The organism is Thermococcus cleftensis (assembly GCF_000265525.1).
GTDB lineage: Archaea > Methanobacteriota_B > Thermococci > Thermococcales > Thermococcaceae > Thermococcus > Thermococcus cleftensis.
Genome location: NC_018015.1, coordinates 1,420,093 through 1,434,148, shown reverse-complemented (window position 1 = coordinate 1,434,148; position 14,056 = coordinate 1,420,093). Strand labels below are relative to the sequence as shown.

Annotated in this window: 15 protein-coding genes; 6 read left to right on the top strand and 9 right to left on the bottom strand. The window is 57.4% G+C overall.

Translation table 11 applies throughout. The features are described from left to right. Positions 1–35 precede the first annotated feature (35 nt). From CL1_RS07730 to rbcL, 3 genes are all read right to left on the bottom strand, one after another. A complete protein-coding gene (locus CL1_RS07730) occupies positions 36–632 on the bottom strand; it encodes an ArsR/SmtB family transcription factor (protein WP_014789320.1) in 597 nt (198 codons plus the stop codon). A gap of 78 nt (positions 633–710) precedes the next feature. After that, positions 711–1,292 (bottom strand): thymidine kinase, encoded by a 582-nt coding sequence (locus CL1_RS07725; RefSeq protein WP_014789319.1) that lies wholly within the window; start codon positions 1,290–1,292, stop codon positions 711–713. Between the two features lie 98 nt (positions 1,293–1,390). Then, positions 1,391–2,725 carry a type III ribulose-bisphosphate carboxylase gene (gene rbcL / locus CL1_RS07720; protein ID WP_014789318.1) on the bottom strand — a complete coding sequence of 445 codons (1,335 nt, stop codon included), beginning with the start codon at positions 2,723–2,725 and terminating at the stop codon, positions 1,391–1,393. A 391-nt stretch (positions 2,726–3,116) separates the two neighbouring features. On the opposite strand from rbcL, the gene hpkB reads away from it, so the two are divergent. Then, positions 3,117–3,320, top strand: a complete 204-nt coding sequence (hpkB, locus tag CL1_RS07715; protein ID WP_014013473.1) for an archaeal histone HpkB — start codon at positions 3,117–3,119, stop codon at positions 3,318–3,320. A 39-nt stretch (positions 3,321–3,359) separates the two neighbouring features. Here hpkB and CL1_RS07710 read toward each other — a convergent pair whose 3' ends face one another. The 3 genes from CL1_RS07710 to CL1_RS07700 are packed head-to-tail and all read right to left on the bottom strand — an operon-like array spanning position 3,360 to position 5,099. Then, the gene (locus CL1_RS07710) at positions 3,360–3,854 is read right to left on the bottom strand and encodes a metallophosphoesterase (RefSeq protein WP_014789317.1); all 495 of its coding nucleotides are present in this window, start codon (positions 3,852–3,854) and stop codon (positions 3,360–3,362) included. Between the two features lie 9 nt (positions 3,855–3,863). Further along, a complete protein-coding gene (locus tag CL1_RS07705) occupies positions 3,864–4,775 on the bottom strand; it encodes a transcription initiation factor IIB (protein WP_048152149.1) in 912 nt (303 codons plus the stop codon). Positions 4,776–4,781: 6 nt separating this feature from the next. After that, entirely contained in the window at positions 4,782–5,099 is a 318-nt protein-coding gene (locus CL1_RS07700; RefSeq protein ID WP_014789315.1) for a Gar1/Naf1 family protein, read from the bottom strand. A gap of 122 nt (positions 5,100–5,221) precedes the next feature. On the opposite strand from CL1_RS07700, the gene CL1_RS07695 reads away from it, so the two are divergent. The 3 genes from CL1_RS07695 to CL1_RS07685 all read left to right on the top strand — a co-directional run bounded on the left by CL1_RS07695 (position 5,222) and on the right by CL1_RS07685 (position 7,020). Further along, positions 5,222–6,067 (top strand): carbohydrate kinase family protein, encoded by an 846-nt coding sequence (locus CL1_RS07695; RefSeq protein WP_048152147.1) that lies wholly within the window; start codon positions 5,222–5,224, stop codon positions 6,065–6,067. A gap of 82 nt (positions 6,068–6,149) precedes the next feature. Beyond that, entirely contained in the window at positions 6,150–6,659 is a 510-nt protein-coding gene (locus tag CL1_RS07690; protein ID WP_014789313.1) for an NUDIX domain-containing protein, read from the top strand. A gap of 4 nt (positions 6,660–6,663) precedes the next feature. Beyond that, complete coding sequence (locus CL1_RS07685) at positions 6,664–7,020, top strand: Mth938-like domain-containing protein (protein ID WP_014789312.1); 357 nt, start codon at positions 6,664–6,666, stop codon at positions 7,018–7,020. Here CL1_RS07685 and CL1_RS07680 read toward each other — a convergent pair. Both CL1_RS07680 and CL1_RS07675 read right to left on the bottom strand, forming a co-directional pair. Further along, entirely contained in the window at positions 7,010–8,473 is a 1,464-nt protein-coding gene (locus CL1_RS07680; protein ID WP_014789311.1) for a membrane protein, read from the bottom strand. The two genes, CL1_RS07685 and CL1_RS07680, sit on opposite strands and share 11 nt — an antisense overlap. 9 nt (positions 8,474–8,482) lie before the next feature. Then, positions 8,483–9,244 carry an ABC transporter ATP-binding protein gene (locus tag CL1_RS07675; RefSeq protein ID WP_014789310.1) on the bottom strand — a complete coding sequence of 254 codons (762 nt, stop codon included), beginning with the start codon at positions 9,242–9,244 and terminating at the stop codon, positions 8,483–8,485. A 163-nt stretch (positions 9,245–9,407) separates the two neighbouring features. On the opposite strand from CL1_RS07675, the gene CL1_RS07670 reads away from it, so the two are divergent. Continuing rightward, the gene (locus tag CL1_RS07670; RefSeq protein WP_014789309.1) at positions 9,408–11,981 is read left to right on the top strand and encodes a hypothetical protein; all 2,574 of its coding nucleotides are present in this window, start codon (positions 9,408–9,410) and stop codon (positions 11,979–11,981) included. Between the two features lie 5 nt (positions 11,982–11,986). On the opposite strand, the gene CL1_RS07665 is transcribed toward CL1_RS07670, so the two are convergent. Beyond that, positions 11,987–12,664, bottom strand: coding sequence for a diphthine--ammonia ligase (locus tag CL1_RS07665; protein ID WP_014789308.1), 678 nt, complete (start codon positions 12,662–12,664; stop codon positions 11,987–11,989). Positions 12,665–12,757: 93 nt separating this feature from the next. Between CL1_RS07665 and CL1_RS07660 the strand changes: the two genes are divergently transcribed. Next, entirely contained in the window at positions 12,758–14,056 is a 1,299-nt protein-coding gene (locus CL1_RS07660) for a bifunctional L-myo-inositol-1-phosphate cytidylyltransferase/CDP-L-myo-inositol myo-inositolphosphotransferase (RefSeq protein ID WP_014789307.1), read from the top strand.

Below are 14,056 nucleotides of genomic sequence, written 5' to 3'. Positions count from 1 at the left end.
CGCCCTTTTCCCGGGTTTTATTCTCTCGCCTCCTCCTAAAAGTCGTTGAGGTCTTCCAGTATCTTCCTCGGCAGTCTCGGGCCGAACTGCTTCATGAGCCTCTCAAACTCCCTCTCGTTCTCCTGCGCTATCCTGCGAAGGAGGTTCTCGATGTAGGTCTCAGTAAGGAGGCGAACCTCCTCTAGCTCCTGCTTCATTCTGATTATCTCCTCTATCCTGCCCTGTATCTCGGCCAGAAACGTCAAAAGCTCGTCTATCTTTGACTCTGCAGGCTCGGTGGACTTTATAAGCGCCCTCGCCTGGGCGTACTCCCTGGTCTGGCGGGGGGCCTTTGGCTCGTACATCTCCGTGCCAAAGGTGTACGGGGTTAAGAGAACCTCCATTCTGAAACCGCGCTTTATGGTGTAGTACTTCCTTGGCCTGCCGCGGGGTATCTTCTCGGTCCTGCCCTCGATGAGGCCTGCGCTCTCAAGTATCCTGAGGTGTTCCAGAACGGCCTTTTGACCCACTCCCAGCTCTTGGCTGAGCTCACTCACGAAGTAGGGCCTCTTGGTGAGCAGGATAAGTATCCTTCTCCGCGTCTCGTTCCCGAGTATGTCGAGTAGCTTTCCCATGTTCTTATTTGACTCCATGCTCTCACCCCCTTTCCCTAACCTGATGTAAGAAAAGATTACTTTAAGCTTTTCGGTGAGTTGGAAAGCTGGAAGAAATTAGGGAACGAAGTGATGCCCCCTGCATCTGGCTTCGTAGCTCTCGCTCCCGCCGACGAGTATTACCGGCGAGTCCCTCGGGGCAGGCTTACCGTCTATGAGGCGCTGACTCCTCGTCGCCGGCTTCCCACAGACGGTGCAGACGGCGGTGAGGTAGACTATGTTATCGGCCCTCACGAGGAGCTCCTTCGTGACCGGGAAAGGCTCAGCCTTGAAGTCCAGGTTAAGGCCGCTGGCGATGACGTAGACACCTTCATCGGCCAGCTCTTCGAGGGCACCAACTATATCCATCGGGAAGAACTGAACTTCATCGATTCCTATGACATCGTAGTTTCCTTTCCTCGTAATCTCGACTATCCTCCTCACTCCGTCCTCATCTGTCGAAACCACGAAAGCCTCGTAGCGCAGACCGTTGTGGGCAACGACCTCGTCTTCGGAATACCTGTTGTCGATTGCCGGCTTGAAGAGTGCCGCCTTTCTCTTCGCAAAGGTCTGCCTCTCGATGCGCTTTATCAGCTCGGTTGTTTTTCCAGCGAACATTGGACCGGTGATTACCTCCAAGAATCCCCCTGGGTGAACCATGATTCTCACCAAGAAAAGAACGCCCCCTGGCGTTAAATCTCCTCCGGCCGAAAAGTTGAACGGAAGACAAAAATGGGGAAGAAAAGCCGTCAAAGCTGTCAGACCGGGGTAACGTGGCCCCACTTCTCCAGAGCCCTGGCGAGCTCCTTGTGGGTCTTGGCGTACTCGTCGAGCGGGATTCCCTGCATTATGGCGTCTATGGCCTGCCTGACGGCCCTTGCCCCCGCGGCAGGTCCGTCCGGGTGGCCGAGTGTTCCACCGCCGAGCTGAAGCACTATGTCGGTTCCAAGGGCCTCTATGACGGGCGGCAGGTTGCCGGGGTGGAGTCCACCGGAGCTGGTCGGGAACGCCGCCTTTATGCCGTAGAACTTCTGCTCGAGGTGGAAGACATCGCCCTCGTCCGGCCTGTAGGTTTCCTCCCTGAGGACCCTCGCGTTCTGGATGACGTCCCACTTTCCGCCCTCGAGCTTGCCGGCTCCGGCGGTTCCGACGTGGAGCTGGTCAATGCCTATGAGCCTGTAAAGCTTCGCCAGGACGAACATCGAGATGCCGTGGTAGGGGTTCCTCGTGAAGGCCGCGTGCATCGCCCTGTGGCCGTGAATGGCCAGCCCGTAGTCGGCCGCGAGGTCCCTGATGTACTGCAGCGCTCCCCAGCCGGTTATGACGACGTCAACCATGGCGTGCTTGAGGCCAAGGTCCGCTAGAATCTCGATCCTCTCTTCCATCTCGGGGAGGTTGGCGGTTATGTTCGCGAACCAGGTCTTCTTCTCACCGGTCTCGTTCTCAACCCTGTCAATTATCCTCGCGATGATCTCGGCCCTCTCCTCAAAGCGGTTGTACCAGGGGCTGGTGAGGTTCTCGTCGTCCTTCATGTAGTCGGCACCGTTGGAGAGCAGGTCGTAGGCGAGCTTCTCGAACTCCTCGGGCGAATAGCCGACCTTGGGCTTTGGAACAACGCCGTAGATGGGCCTGTCCTTGATGTCGAGCATCTTCCTGACGCCCTCGATACCGAAGGCCGGCCCGTCAAACTCCCTGATGAGCTTCTCCGGGAAGTAGAGGTCCTCAAGGCGCAGGGCCTTGGCGCGCTTCATTCCGAAGACGTTCCCCGCTATGCTCGCGAGAAGTCCGGGAAGGTTGGCCTCCTCGAAGGCGTGGAAGGGATAGGCGATCTTGACTATCCAGCTTCCGTCGCCCATGTCGTGGAAGTCGAAGGCTTTAGCCGAGAGGTCCGCCCAGCGCTCCTCTTCGTACCAGTTGTAGAGGGTCGTCCAGGTTCCGGTCGAGCTCTCGGCGGCGACACCACCGGCAACTGCCTCTATAGAGTATCCCTCAGCGGGGGTTATGCGGAAGACGGCTATTATGTCCCTCTTCCTGTTGGGCTCGTAGTCCTTGTCCACATAGTAGTCGTATATCCTGTCGAACTTCTCCACCATGCTTCCACCTCCTGGGTAAATTTTGGATTGCATCAATCCCTATAAAAATGCTGTGGTTCATTCTTGGGACATCGATGCTTCCTTAAGAACATCTGAGATGTTTTCTCTTCCTCCGCGTTCCAAACCGCCGCACCTGTTTGGGAAATCCCGGGCCACATATGGTAATAATCAGCGATTGGAGGCTAGATGGAGGTTTTCAAAACTTCGTCCTCAGGCTGGCATTGACGCTTGAGTAAGTTGGCAACCCGATGATGGGGGATTTCTCCACTGGCAGACCAAAAAAGGACAATTATTCCCCCCAGAGCGCCCGGTTGCCGAAAAGTTTATATAGGCCTTCCTTCCTAGAATAGAACGCAGATACCTGCAAAACAACGTTTAGGAGGTTGGGAAAATGGCTGAGTTGCCGATTGCCCCGGTTGACAGGCTTATAAGGAAGGCCGGCGCCGCCCGCGTTAGCGAGGACGCCGCGAAGCTCCTCGCCGAGCACCTCGAGGAGAAGGCCATGGAGATCGCCAGGAAGGCCGTTGATCTCGCTCACCACGCCGGCAGGAAGACCGTCAAGGCCGAGGACATCAAGCTCGCCATCAAGAGCTGATGGCCCTTTTCCACTACTTTTACGCTTTTCCAGCTCTTCTCACCAGAAGCGCACCCTCTCAACCCTGACGTTTTCTCCGTTGATTTCAAGAAACGCAAAGCCCGCGGAGTCCATTCTGGGAAACGTCGGCGAGCCGGGGTTTAGGAGGACCACCCTTCTTCCATGAACCGAATAGGTATCGTGGTAGAAGCGGTGCGTGTGGCCGAATACGAGAACATCGACCCCCATGTCCAGGGCCTTGAGCGTCAGGAACTGGGCGTTGAGCGAGAAGAACTGGTGCCCGTGGAGGAGGCCTATCCTGACGTCACCGGCTTCGACGACCTTTTCCTCGGGCAGGCTGAGGCGGTCGGCGTTGCCGCGAACCGCTACAACCGGAGCGAACTCCTCCAGTCTCTCCAGAAGCTCGTGAGAGGTGACGTCGCCGGCGTGGAGTATCAAATCCGGCCCCCGCTCACCCAGTGCTTGAAAAAGAAGAGAAGGAACGTTTCCCGTCTTGTCTCCGTGGTGGGTGTCGCTCGTCACCGCTATGAGCAAGGCTATCCCTCAGATCGGGACGTTTATGTTGAGCTTTTCCACCAGCTCCTTGTACCTGTTTCTTACAGTCACTTCGGTGACGTGTGCAACCTCCGCCACCTCACGCTGGGTCTTCTTCTCGCCCTCCAGGAGGGAGGCGACATACAGGGCCGCGGCCGCCAGTCCGGTCGGCCCCTTGCCGCTCGTTATGCCCCTCTTTATGGCCTCGCGGAGTATCTCCTTGGCCCTCTTCTTTGTCCTCGCGCTGACGTTGAGCGCATCACCAAAGCGGTCCACGTACTCTATCGGGCTGGTGGGGCGGAGGTTGAGGTTCAGCCCCCTGGCAAGGAAGCGGTAGCTCCTGCCTATCTCCTTCTTGGTAACCTTGGAAACGGCAGCTATCTCGTCGAGAGTCCTGGGAATGCCCTCCATTCTGCAGGCGGCGTAAAGGGCGGCAGAAACCATTCCCTCAATGGAGCGGCCCCTTATGAGCTTCTTCATGACGGCCTTGCGGTAAAGCGAGGCCGCAACCTCCTTGACGCGCCGGGGAAGGCGCATCTGGGCCGCCATTCTGTCCAGCTCGCTCAGGGCGAAGGCCAGGTTACGCTCGGCCGCGTCGTTTATGCGCATTCTCCTCTGCCACATTCTAAGCCGTCTCATCTTCGTTCGGTACATTCCGGTTATCTGGTTGCCGTGTATGTCCTTGTCGCGCCAGTCAATGTCCGTGGAGAGGCCCTTATCGTGTATCATCAACGTCATGGGCGCACCGGTCCTGGCGCGCTTGGCCCTCTGGTCAGGGTCGAAGGCGCGCCACTCTGGACCTTCATCGACGACATTCTGCTGAACAACGTAACCGCAGACAGAACAGACAATCTCGCCCCTCCGCGGGTCGTAGAACAGCTTATCGGAGCCACAAATCGGACACACGTTCTTATCAGCCAAAAGCTCTCACCCCCTCTTTCTGGGGGCAGGGCGCTTTCCGCGGCCCTTGGAACCCTTCCTCCCGGGCCTGCCCTTCCTGGCGTGCCCGGACTTCTTCCTCGATGAATCAACGTAGAGCAGAGCACCAACGTAGTTCTCGGGATTTCTGACGCGCGGCTTGACAGCTACGTAGGGCCTCTTAACTGGCCCAAAGACGTCCTTCACTACACCGACCACGGTGAGCTTCTTGTCCACCACCGGGTCGTTGAGCGAAGGTACCCAGTCGGTGCGCAGAATCAAGAACCCCTGCTTCGCGTAGTGAGAAACTTTGCCCAGGCGCTTCATAGCCCCACCCCAAAAGGACATATCCTTTTAAGCTTTTCGTTTTTGCCCTTATAAGTTTTTCGGAAATTTCCAAAAGGTTTTTATTGGTGCGCCCGCTAATATCAAAGATTGGGACGGACAAAATGAAGTGTCTGGTCGTCGGCCACCTCGTGAAGGACGTCCTCGTCAAGGGTTCGGGAATCGAATACCGCATCGGTGGAGGAGCCTACTACTCCGCCCTGGCACTGTCACGGTTCTGTGATGTTGAGGTTCTGACGAGCGTTGGGGAGGACTTCCCAGGAAAATGGCTTGAGGAGCTCGAGGCTTCGGGGATAAGGCTCCATGTAATCCCCTCGCGAAACAGCACCTCTTACCGGCTCCGCTATCTCGACAGGGATAACCGGGAGCTGACCCTCCTCTCCGTTGCGGAGAGAATAACGGACTTCCCAAAGAAGGGATACGACATGATACTGCTCAACCCGGTGGCGGGGGAGATACCACCGGAAAGCATAGAACTCGCTAGAGAGAGGAGCAGCTTCGTCGGGGCGGACGTCCAGGGCTTCATAAGGCCCCCAGAACCTGGAAGAGTGAAGCTGAAGGACATTGACGGCTCTGTTTTCAGGGGGGTAAAGGTTCTCCACGGGGAAGCTTCGGAAATGACGCTAGTGAAGGGAATTGAACCCGGCGACGTGGAGGTTCTCTTAGTTTCACAGGGTGGAGACGAGGGAACAGCATACTTGAGGGGCAGGAAGCACGTTTACCGTCCCGTCAAGGTCGCAGTGGACGAGTCCACCGGTGCCGGTGACGTTTTCCTGGCTTCCTTCTCGTACTTCTACCGCGAGTGTCCCTTCGTGCAGGCCCTCAAGAGGGCCGCCGCATTCACCGCGCTCTTTCTGAAGCACCGTCACTTCTCGTTCCCGTTGGAGGAAGTGAACGAACTGGCGAGGGAGGTTGATGTTAAGCCCGCTCGCCAAGCATCAGGAATATAAGGGAACTCCACGGAGTTTAATCACCGATGATGAAACGTCAGCATGCTGAGTCGTGATGAAAAGCGGGGGCTGAGGTGATCCCATGGACCGCTACGTCCTTCTCGTAAAGACACCAAAGGACTACAACGTTGAACCGGTTAAGAGAGAGCTGATGGAGTTTTTATCAAGGAAGCACCCGGAGCTGGAGGTGGAGATGCACCGCTGCATAGGTCTGACCGCGGACGTTGTGCTACTCTACAACAACGGTGTCGTCCTCATAAAGCGGAAGCACGAGCCCTTCAAGGACAGCTTTGCTTTACCCGGTGGGTTCGTGGAGTACGGTGAGACCGTTGAAGAGGCAGCAGTCAGAGAGGCGAGGGAGGAGACCGGCCTCGACGTAAGGCTCATCAGGTTGGTGGGGATTTACTCAGACCCCAACAGAGACCCCAGGGGACATACAGTGACGGCGGCCTTTCTGGCGGTTGGCTCGGGAACGCTGAAGGCGGGGGACGATGCCAAGGAAGTGCACGTTGTCCCAATAGACGAGGCGCTTAAGTTACCACTAGCGTTCGACCACGAAAAGATCCTGAAGGACGCACTGGGCGTGAGGTGACGTTATGCAGCTTGAATATCCCGCCTTCGGGAAGATAGTCGTCGATGGAAAGGTCTACGAGCACGACATCGTAATCTATCCCAGCGGAAAAATCGAGAGGCGCAAAAAGTGGCTGAGCAAGGACAAGCACGGGACGAGTCATAAGCTCGACCCCGACGAGCTGAGGGAGTACCTTGAGGAGAATTTCGACGTCCTGGTAGTTGGTACAGGCTTCTACGGCTACCTGTCGCTTCTTCCGGAGAGCAGGGAGCTGGTGAAGGGCAAAGAGGTCATCGAAAAGCCGACCGGCGAGGCCGTGAAGCTCTTCAACGAGCTGTGGGAAAGGAAAAAGACCCTTGGAATCTTTCACGTCACCTGCTGATGGCCCTCTGAACGAGGAGAACCCCCAGGGCCGCCACCGCCAGCGCGTAGGGGTAGCCAATGAAGTACCAGGTTCCGGCAACGGTTCCGAGGGCGATTCCGTTAAGTATCATCAGCGCCAGCACGTGGCCGAAGTTGGTTTCCGGCACTGAAAGCTCCCGCTCGCCCCAGTAAAAGAAGGCCATCGCCACAGAGGAGGTGAGAAGGGGCAACACGAGAGCCGCTGGGAGAAACCGGAGCGCTCCCAGGTCCATGTAGGAAGCCACCAAGACAAGTCCCACTCCAGCGGTGACGGGGACGGCGTTCATGACGAGGAGCTTTGCCCTCACGAACTGGCCGACCGTTATCGGAAGGCTCCTCAGGAACTCGAACTCCTTTCCATCTATCTTGAGGACCGTATCGACCCCGACCGAGGCCACCCAGGCTATCATTAGGAGAACCGAGGCGAGCGCCCAATCTCCAATCTTTCCCGAGGTAAGGATCCCCACCGCACTCGGAAGGATTATGAAGAGGGGGAATATCAAACCCACTAACAGGGCGCTCTTTCGGAAGACTATTCTCAAATCCTTGAGCGCGAGGGCCAGAACAGGGTGGTGAGTTTCGGCCTTGAAGCGGACGATTCTTGCGTGGGAAACCCTCACCCCCTCCTCCAGTCCACTCCAGAGCCTCCCGAGAACGAGCCAGTAGAGCGGAACGAGAACCGCAAGGTAGCAGAGGAGAATCAGGAGTGAGTGGAGTGGCTCGGTTATCGAGGCGACCGAGAAGGGGTAGGCTATGGAGTACCGGGCAAAGAAGGGCAGGATCTCCTCGTAGTGCTCGTTCACGTACTCCTGGAGATAGTTGAGGGCGTAGAACATGCTTATGAAGAGCAGAACGCCGAGGGTTCTGGCGAGGGTTCTGAGCTTCGAGAACCTGCCACCAACGCTGGCGGAGCCAAAGAAGGTGAACACCACCAGGCCGAGAACGTGGCCGAGGAAAGTGCCGACGAGCACCCAGAGCAGGCCAACGAGGCCGGGGGCGCCGTACTTAAAGGTCATCGCAGCCGCCACAGGCAGGAGGGCTATGACCGCGGGGACGTTGTCTATCGCCAGGAGAAGGCTGAGGTACTTAGCGCCCGTCTTAACCGGGAGCGGCTTAAGGGGCTCGAAAATCCCCATCGAGACCGCGTAGGAGGCATTCACCGTCGTTGCGTAGAGAGCCATTATGAACGGAAGCATCGCGTAGGTCGCGAACAGGATCGCCGCCCTCTTTTCGTCCTCCGCCCCAAGCACCGCTCCCGCCATCATGAACCCAAAGAAGAGGAAGGCGACCGATTGGAGAGCTATACCCCGCTTTATATCACCGGCGTTCTTGAGCTGCTTCCTGAACCTCTCTGGGTCGGCCGCCACTTGAGGGTTGCTCTTCAAACGCCTGTAGTGGAGTTCCTTGTAGAGGATTCTGACTATCTCCCACATACTCCCACCTTAGAGGGTCTCCTTCAGGACCTGAACTATTCCAGCAACCTCGTCCTGGCTCTCGGTGAGCTTGAGGAAAACGTCCTCCAGGCTCTCCTCGTGGGCAAACTCCTTAAGCTGTTCAACCGTGCCCTCGGCGATTATCTCGCCGTTGTAGATGACGCCAACGCGGTCGCATATCGTCTCGGCCAGCGCAAGAACGTGAGTGGAGAAGACAATGCTCTTGCCCTCATCTCGGAATTGGAGCAGAAGCTCCCTCAGAATCCTCGCGCTCTTGGGATCAAGGCCGTTCATGGCCTCGTCAAGGATCAGAACCCTCGGGTCGTGGAGCATGGCCGCTATGAGAGACACCTTCTGCCTCGTTCCAAAGCTGAGCGAACCTATCATCTCACCGAGGTAGCTCTCTATGCCAAAGGCCCTGACGAGCGTTTCAACGCGCTCCTGGAGTTCTTCCCTCGGGATACCCCTCACGCTCCCCACGAAGTTGAAGAACTCAACCGGTGTGAGGCTCTCGTAAAGAACCGGCGTTTCCGGAACGTAGCCGGTTATCCTTCTAACCTCAATGGGGTTCTTGTCAACATCAATGCCTCCAACAACGACGCGCCCGGAGGTAGGCTGCAGTATGCCCGCCAGAATCTTCATCGTCGTGCTCTTACCGCTCCCGTTCGGGCCGAGGAGGCCATAAATCTCGCCGTCGGCAACGGTGAAGGTTATTCCTTTAACGGCCATCGTCGAGCCGAAGCCCTTGGTGAGGTCCTCAACCTCGATCATTCTACCACCGATTGTGATAATCCAGGCGGATTAATAAAGTTTATCCTCTGAAGAGTGATTCATCAGAGGTATCCTTAAATAAAATGGCGCCGGAGTTGTACCAATCCAAACCCGTGTGTGGCGTTTCTTTTTCAGGCCAGGGTTTGGACTTGGAGGTGCGTGTATGAAAAAAACCTCAAGGATATTGGTTCTTGTTTTACTGAGCGCGTTAGTCATCATTGGGGGGTGCATTGGAAACACCCCTTCACCCACAGAGACCGGTTCCCAAACCGGCGAGAACAGCTGGGAAGGAGGAATAAGCGAGAGCACAACAACGGAGACCCAGGGGACAACCGAGACGGTGACCGAGACCGTAACCCAGACGGAAACCCAAACTCAAGCGGAGACCGGGACATCAACGGAAACGCCTGCCAACGAAAGCCTCCAGTTCGACGAGGACGGCAACGTCATCTGCGATGAGAACTCGGATCCGGACCTCGGCTGCGAGGCCGGTGAGAGGAACGAAAACGGGACGGGTATTGGCTTCCCGATCCTCAACGTCAACCTAACGCCCGCGATAATCCCAATTTACAGGCTTAACAGCAACCTGACCTACGCCGGCCCGCTGACGGGCATGGCGAGCGAGCCCAACGGCGAGATAGTGGAGTGGGTCTCGATACTGACCTCGTCCCGCGAGCCGGGGAAGAGCGTTGCCCTCACGATAAAGTTCGAGAGCGAGGAGCTGGCAAGGGAATACGTTCATATCAAAGAGCTGAGGGACCTCCAGGGTAGGGTGATAGCGTCCTACAGGCCTACAATCCTTAAGTTCGACACCGGCGAGGAGTTTGGCGAGAGATGGGAGCTCCACCTCTACCTGGGAAGCTTCACGCTCTACAGCGTTACCGGAGGCGGCCTCACCGAGGTCCAAAAGGGGAGCGTCGAGATAGATGGCTCAATTGTGAGGTTCACCGTCGAGAACTTCTCGGAGATATTCCCCGACACAGTCTTCATGCGCATAGAGGGCAACCCAGAGGATCCGAAGACCGGTCAGAGGTTCAGCTACCCCGAGACCGGGAAGTTCATCATAAAAGCAACCCTGGGGAGGATTGACTACTACGCCCCGGCCTACTACGGCGACGCCAAGAGCGGCGTAGCTTTGTACGCCGAGGTTCTCGGCGATGACGTGAAGTTCAGGCTCCAGTTCAAGGACGAGGAAACGTATGAGGACTTCATACCCGGCGACATGTTCATAGACAGCACCGACAACGGCGAGTTTGACTGGTACGCGGAGATAGGGTCGAGCCACTTCCAGCTCAAGGACAGCTCCGGGAGCGTTTACCGCGAGGGGGACGTCATCCGCGGGGAAACGGAGCTCGGCCCCTACGTGGAGTTCACGGTCGAGAACCTCTTCTCCATAATCCCGTGGAGGGAGTTCCGGTTCTGGTTCTCCAACCCCGTCCTAGAAAACCGCTTCCCGGCCGAGGGGAACCTCTGGTTCAACGCCACCAGCGGGCTGAGCATAGAGGAGGACGTTGATAGGTACATCGTTGTGGTGGTCGAGGACGTCTACATCAAGGGCAACAAGGACAAGGCCGAGGGGGAGATAAGCCTCGTCTCGTGGGCCTACGGCACGAACTACTACGAGAACCTCAATAAAATCGAGTACAGCCCCATCTACGTCTTCGGCTACCCGCTCAGGCTCTGGATCGAAGCTGATGACCACAGCAGGCTTCTATACCACGACAGGAACGCGGCAAGGCCGGACTGGCCCTTCACGAACGGCTACCCTGTCCTGGCGATGCCCCTCGACGAAGCCAAGAAGTATCAGATGATATTCGTCAAGACGACCGGCTGGGACAACGACGACCTCGGAACGTACGTCAAGCTCGGTGCAGGTTTCCTCCTCGATGCCGCGGTAGGCCTCGCGACGGGCGAGATATCGAGCCTCGTCGAGCACGGCTACACAGGGGCGATGCTCCTCCACCAGCTGGAGACCGGCGAGAGCGCCAGCTACTTCTGGGGCGAGGCTTTAGCGAACCTCTTCGGCGCACCGCCGGACAGGGTGGGCTACGACACGATATCCTTCGACCCGAGGAGGGACTACAGCGACGGCTACCTCGTCAGGTCGGTCTCGAAGGACGGCAACATGGTGGTCACCTACATCATCTACGAGGTCGACCTTCCAAGGGCGGCGCGCTACGCGAGGCTCGAGCTGTCGGTTGATGGACTGCTCTTCACGAAGGACACCGAGTGGGGCGACGACGAGTACTACGCCTTCTTCAGGGCCTCCACCGGTTTCACTCCTGGAAATGCCGAGGTCGATGACGCCCTCATAGGGGAGATCACGACGATGGTTCCAGAGGGAGTGGCCTACGCCTATCCAAAGCTCGACAGGAGCAGCGGAACGGTGGGCTTCTCGGTGGGGGACTTCTCCGACGGCAAGCTCGACCACGGGGTCATAAACGGGAACACCGTCAAGATAATCCCCTTCGGGCTCACCCTGGTCAATTTGAGCAGCATAAGGACGCCCTTCGTCTACGTCGAGTACGACGGCTGGGAGGAGGATTCCGGTAACTGGGGCAACGACGACGACCCGATGGGGACGTTCGGCATAACGCTCCTCCTCGACGGCGGGAACTTCCACTGGGACCCGTTCTCGGGAATCCCGAGAAGATCCTGGGGAGGGAAGGACTTCGACGTCTGCGGCGTCTCAGGCGGCTGTTCCACGGTGTACATGAGCGCCTACATAGGGCCCTGAGGCCCTCAACCTTTTCTTTCAAGGTGCGCCCTCTTCACCTCAAGAACCCCCGAATACTCCCACTCGCTCCACTTCTTCTCGACCTCGTCGAAAACTATCCTCGCCCTGAAGAACGGCGCATCCCTGACGAAGGTCTCGAACTCACCGCCTTCCCCTGCGACGTGGATTTTATACTTCTCGTGGAGCTTTACCAGCTCACCTAAGGCCTTCTCGTCTATCCTCCGTCCGAGCCAGCTCTCGTCAAGACCGTATGCTGAAACCCCGACTATCACAATGTCGAAAATCCCCACCAGCTCGCGCATATAATCTATTGGATCGCGGTGCCAGGCCGGGGCGAAGCTCTCGATTCCAAGCTCCTCCGCCACCCTATCGACTCTCTTCTTCTGGTACTCACTCGCCAGAGCTCCGGCAACGACTCCATCTATCCTCAGCCCCTCAAGGACGGCCTTCATGTCCTCTACCTCTCTCTCCTTCTCGCCGCTCGTGAAGCCCTTGACGAGGGGAATCCCTATGGCCCTCGCCTGGAGCTCGGTGAGGTGTATGTTCGGCACGTGGTACATGTAGCTGTCATCGCGCTCGCTGACCATCGAGACGAGGTATTTCACCTCAAAGCCCTGCCTCAGCGCCCAGTGGAGGGCGTAGTTGGAATCTTTACCGCCCGAATAGAGCACCGCGACACGCATTTTCACCACCGAAAACTTTAAATCACCTATGGTTAATTTAATCTCGGTTCTCCCGATTGATGCCACATCGAGGGACTTAAAAAGGTGATGTCAATGACCCCAGGGACGGCGGTGATTCTAGCGGCTGGCCTCGGCACGAGGATCGGGGGCAGGCCCAAGGGCCTCCTCAAGGTTGCGGGAAGGGAGATTCTCTATCGAACGATAGTACTACTCCAGAAAAACGGCATCAAACGCTTTGTAATCGTAACCAACGAGCGCTACGCCCCGCTTTACCAGGAGTTCATTGAAAGGCACGGCTTCAACGCCGAGCTGGTGGTAAACCCAGAGCCCGAGAGGGACAACGGCCACTCGCTCCACATGGCCAGAAACCGCGTCTCCGGGCGGTTTGTTCTGGTGATGAGCGACCACGTCTACAGCGAGGCCTTCATCGAGCGCGCTGTAAAGGGAGACGGCCTGATAGCGGACAGGAAACCGGGGTGGATTGACGTTGAAGAGGCCACAAAGGTCAAAATCAGGGACGGCAGGGTCGAGCGAATCGGAAAGGGGCTGAGAGAGTGGGACGCAATAGACACGGGCTTCTTCGTCCTCGATGAGGGCATCTTTGAGGTGACAGCCCGGCTTGAAGAAGAGCGGGACGGTGACTACCCGCTGAGTGAGGTCGTTGAGCGGGCTGGGCTTAGGGTGACTTTCGTTGACGGTCTCGGCTGGACCGACGTTGACACACCTGAGGAGCTGAAGAGAGCCAGAAGGATGCTCGTCTTCACAGCGGTGAAGGGAACGGGCGACGGCTTCATCAGCAGGCACATCAACAGGAAGATTTCGACGAGGGTCAGCTACTTCCTGGTGGAGAAGGCCACCCCAAACGAGATGACAGCCCTTACATTCGCCCTTGGAATCCTTTCGGCCTTTCTAACCCTCGTCAGCCTCCCTCTGGCCGGGATACTCTACCAGCTTAGCTCCATCCTCGACGGCGTTGACGGCGAGCTTGCCAGGGCACAGCTGAGGACGAGCAGGTTCGGCGGCTACATCGACTCCCTCCTCGACCGCTACGTTGACGGGGCTTTCTTAGCCCTGCTGGCCTATTCGACCCTAAGGGAGCCCCTCTGGTACCTCGTTGCCCTCCTGGCATTGCTTGGCTCTGTCATGGTCAGCTACTCGACCGAGAGGTTCAAGGCCGCCTTCTGCAGGGACGCCTACAGGGAAGTCCCCGCCCTGAGAAGGCTTCCCGGAAAGAGGGACGAGAGGGTCTTCATAACCATGCTGTTCCTGCTCTGGCCTTCGAACGTCTCGGTCAAGGCGCTCTTCCTCCTGATGGCCGTCTTGACAAACCCGAGGGTTATCCTGACGGCGTATTTAATTTCCCGAAAAGTTTTGCAGCCGAAAACTATTTAA

What these genes read in the sequence shown, in the direction of transcription:
- CL1_RS07665 (WP_014789308.1), bottom strand. Translation starts at nt 12,664, where the DNA reads ATGCGTGTCGCGGTGCTCTATTCGGGCGGTAAAGATTCCAACTACGCC.
- CL1_RS07700 (WP_014789315.1), bottom strand. Translation starts at nt 5,099, where the DNA reads ATGAAGCGCCTGGGCAAAGTTTCTCACTACGCGAAGCAGGGGTTCTTG.
- CL1_RS07685 (WP_014789312.1), top strand. Translation starts at nt 6,664, where the DNA reads ATGCAGCTTGAATATCCCGCCTTCGGGAAGATAGTCGTCGATGGAAAG.
- CL1_RS07680 (WP_014789311.1), bottom strand. Translation starts at nt 8,473, where the DNA reads ATGTGGGAGATAGTCAGAATCCTCTACAAGGAACTCCACTACAGGCGT.
- CL1_RS07670 (WP_014789309.1), top strand. Translation starts at nt 9,408, where the DNA reads ATGAAAAAAACCTCAAGGATATTGGTTCTTGTTTTACTGAGCGCGTTA.
- CL1_RS07690 (WP_014789313.1), top strand. Translation starts at nt 6,150, where the DNA reads ATGGACCGCTACGTCCTTCTCGTAAAGACACCAAAGGACTACAACGTT.
- CL1_RS07675 (WP_014789310.1), bottom strand. Translation starts at nt 9,244, where the DNA reads ATGATCGAGGTTGAGGACCTCACCAAGGGCTTCGGCTCGACGATGGCC.
- CL1_RS07725 (WP_014789319.1), bottom strand. Translation starts at nt 1,292, where the DNA reads ATGGTTCACCCAGGGGGATTCTTGGAGGTAATCACCGGTCCAATGTTC.
- hpkB (WP_014013473.1), top strand. Translation starts at nt 3,117, where the DNA reads ATGGCTGAGTTGCCGATTGCCCCGGTTGACAGGCTTATAAGGAAGGCC.
- CL1_RS07730 (WP_014789320.1), bottom strand. Translation starts at nt 632, where the DNA reads ATGGAGTCAAATAAGAACATGGGAAAGCTACTCGACATACTCGGGAAC.
- CL1_RS07695 (WP_048152147.1), top strand. Translation starts at nt 5,222, where the DNA reads ATGAAGTGTCTGGTCGTCGGCCACCTCGTGAAGGACGTCCTCGTCAAG.
- CL1_RS07660 (WP_014789307.1), top strand. Translation starts at nt 12,758, where the DNA reads ATGACCCCAGGGACGGCGGTGATTCTAGCGGCTGGCCTCGGCACGAGG.
- rbcL (WP_014789318.1), bottom strand. Translation starts at nt 2,725, where the DNA reads ATGGTGGAGAAGTTCGACAGGATATACGACTACTATGTGGACAAGGAC.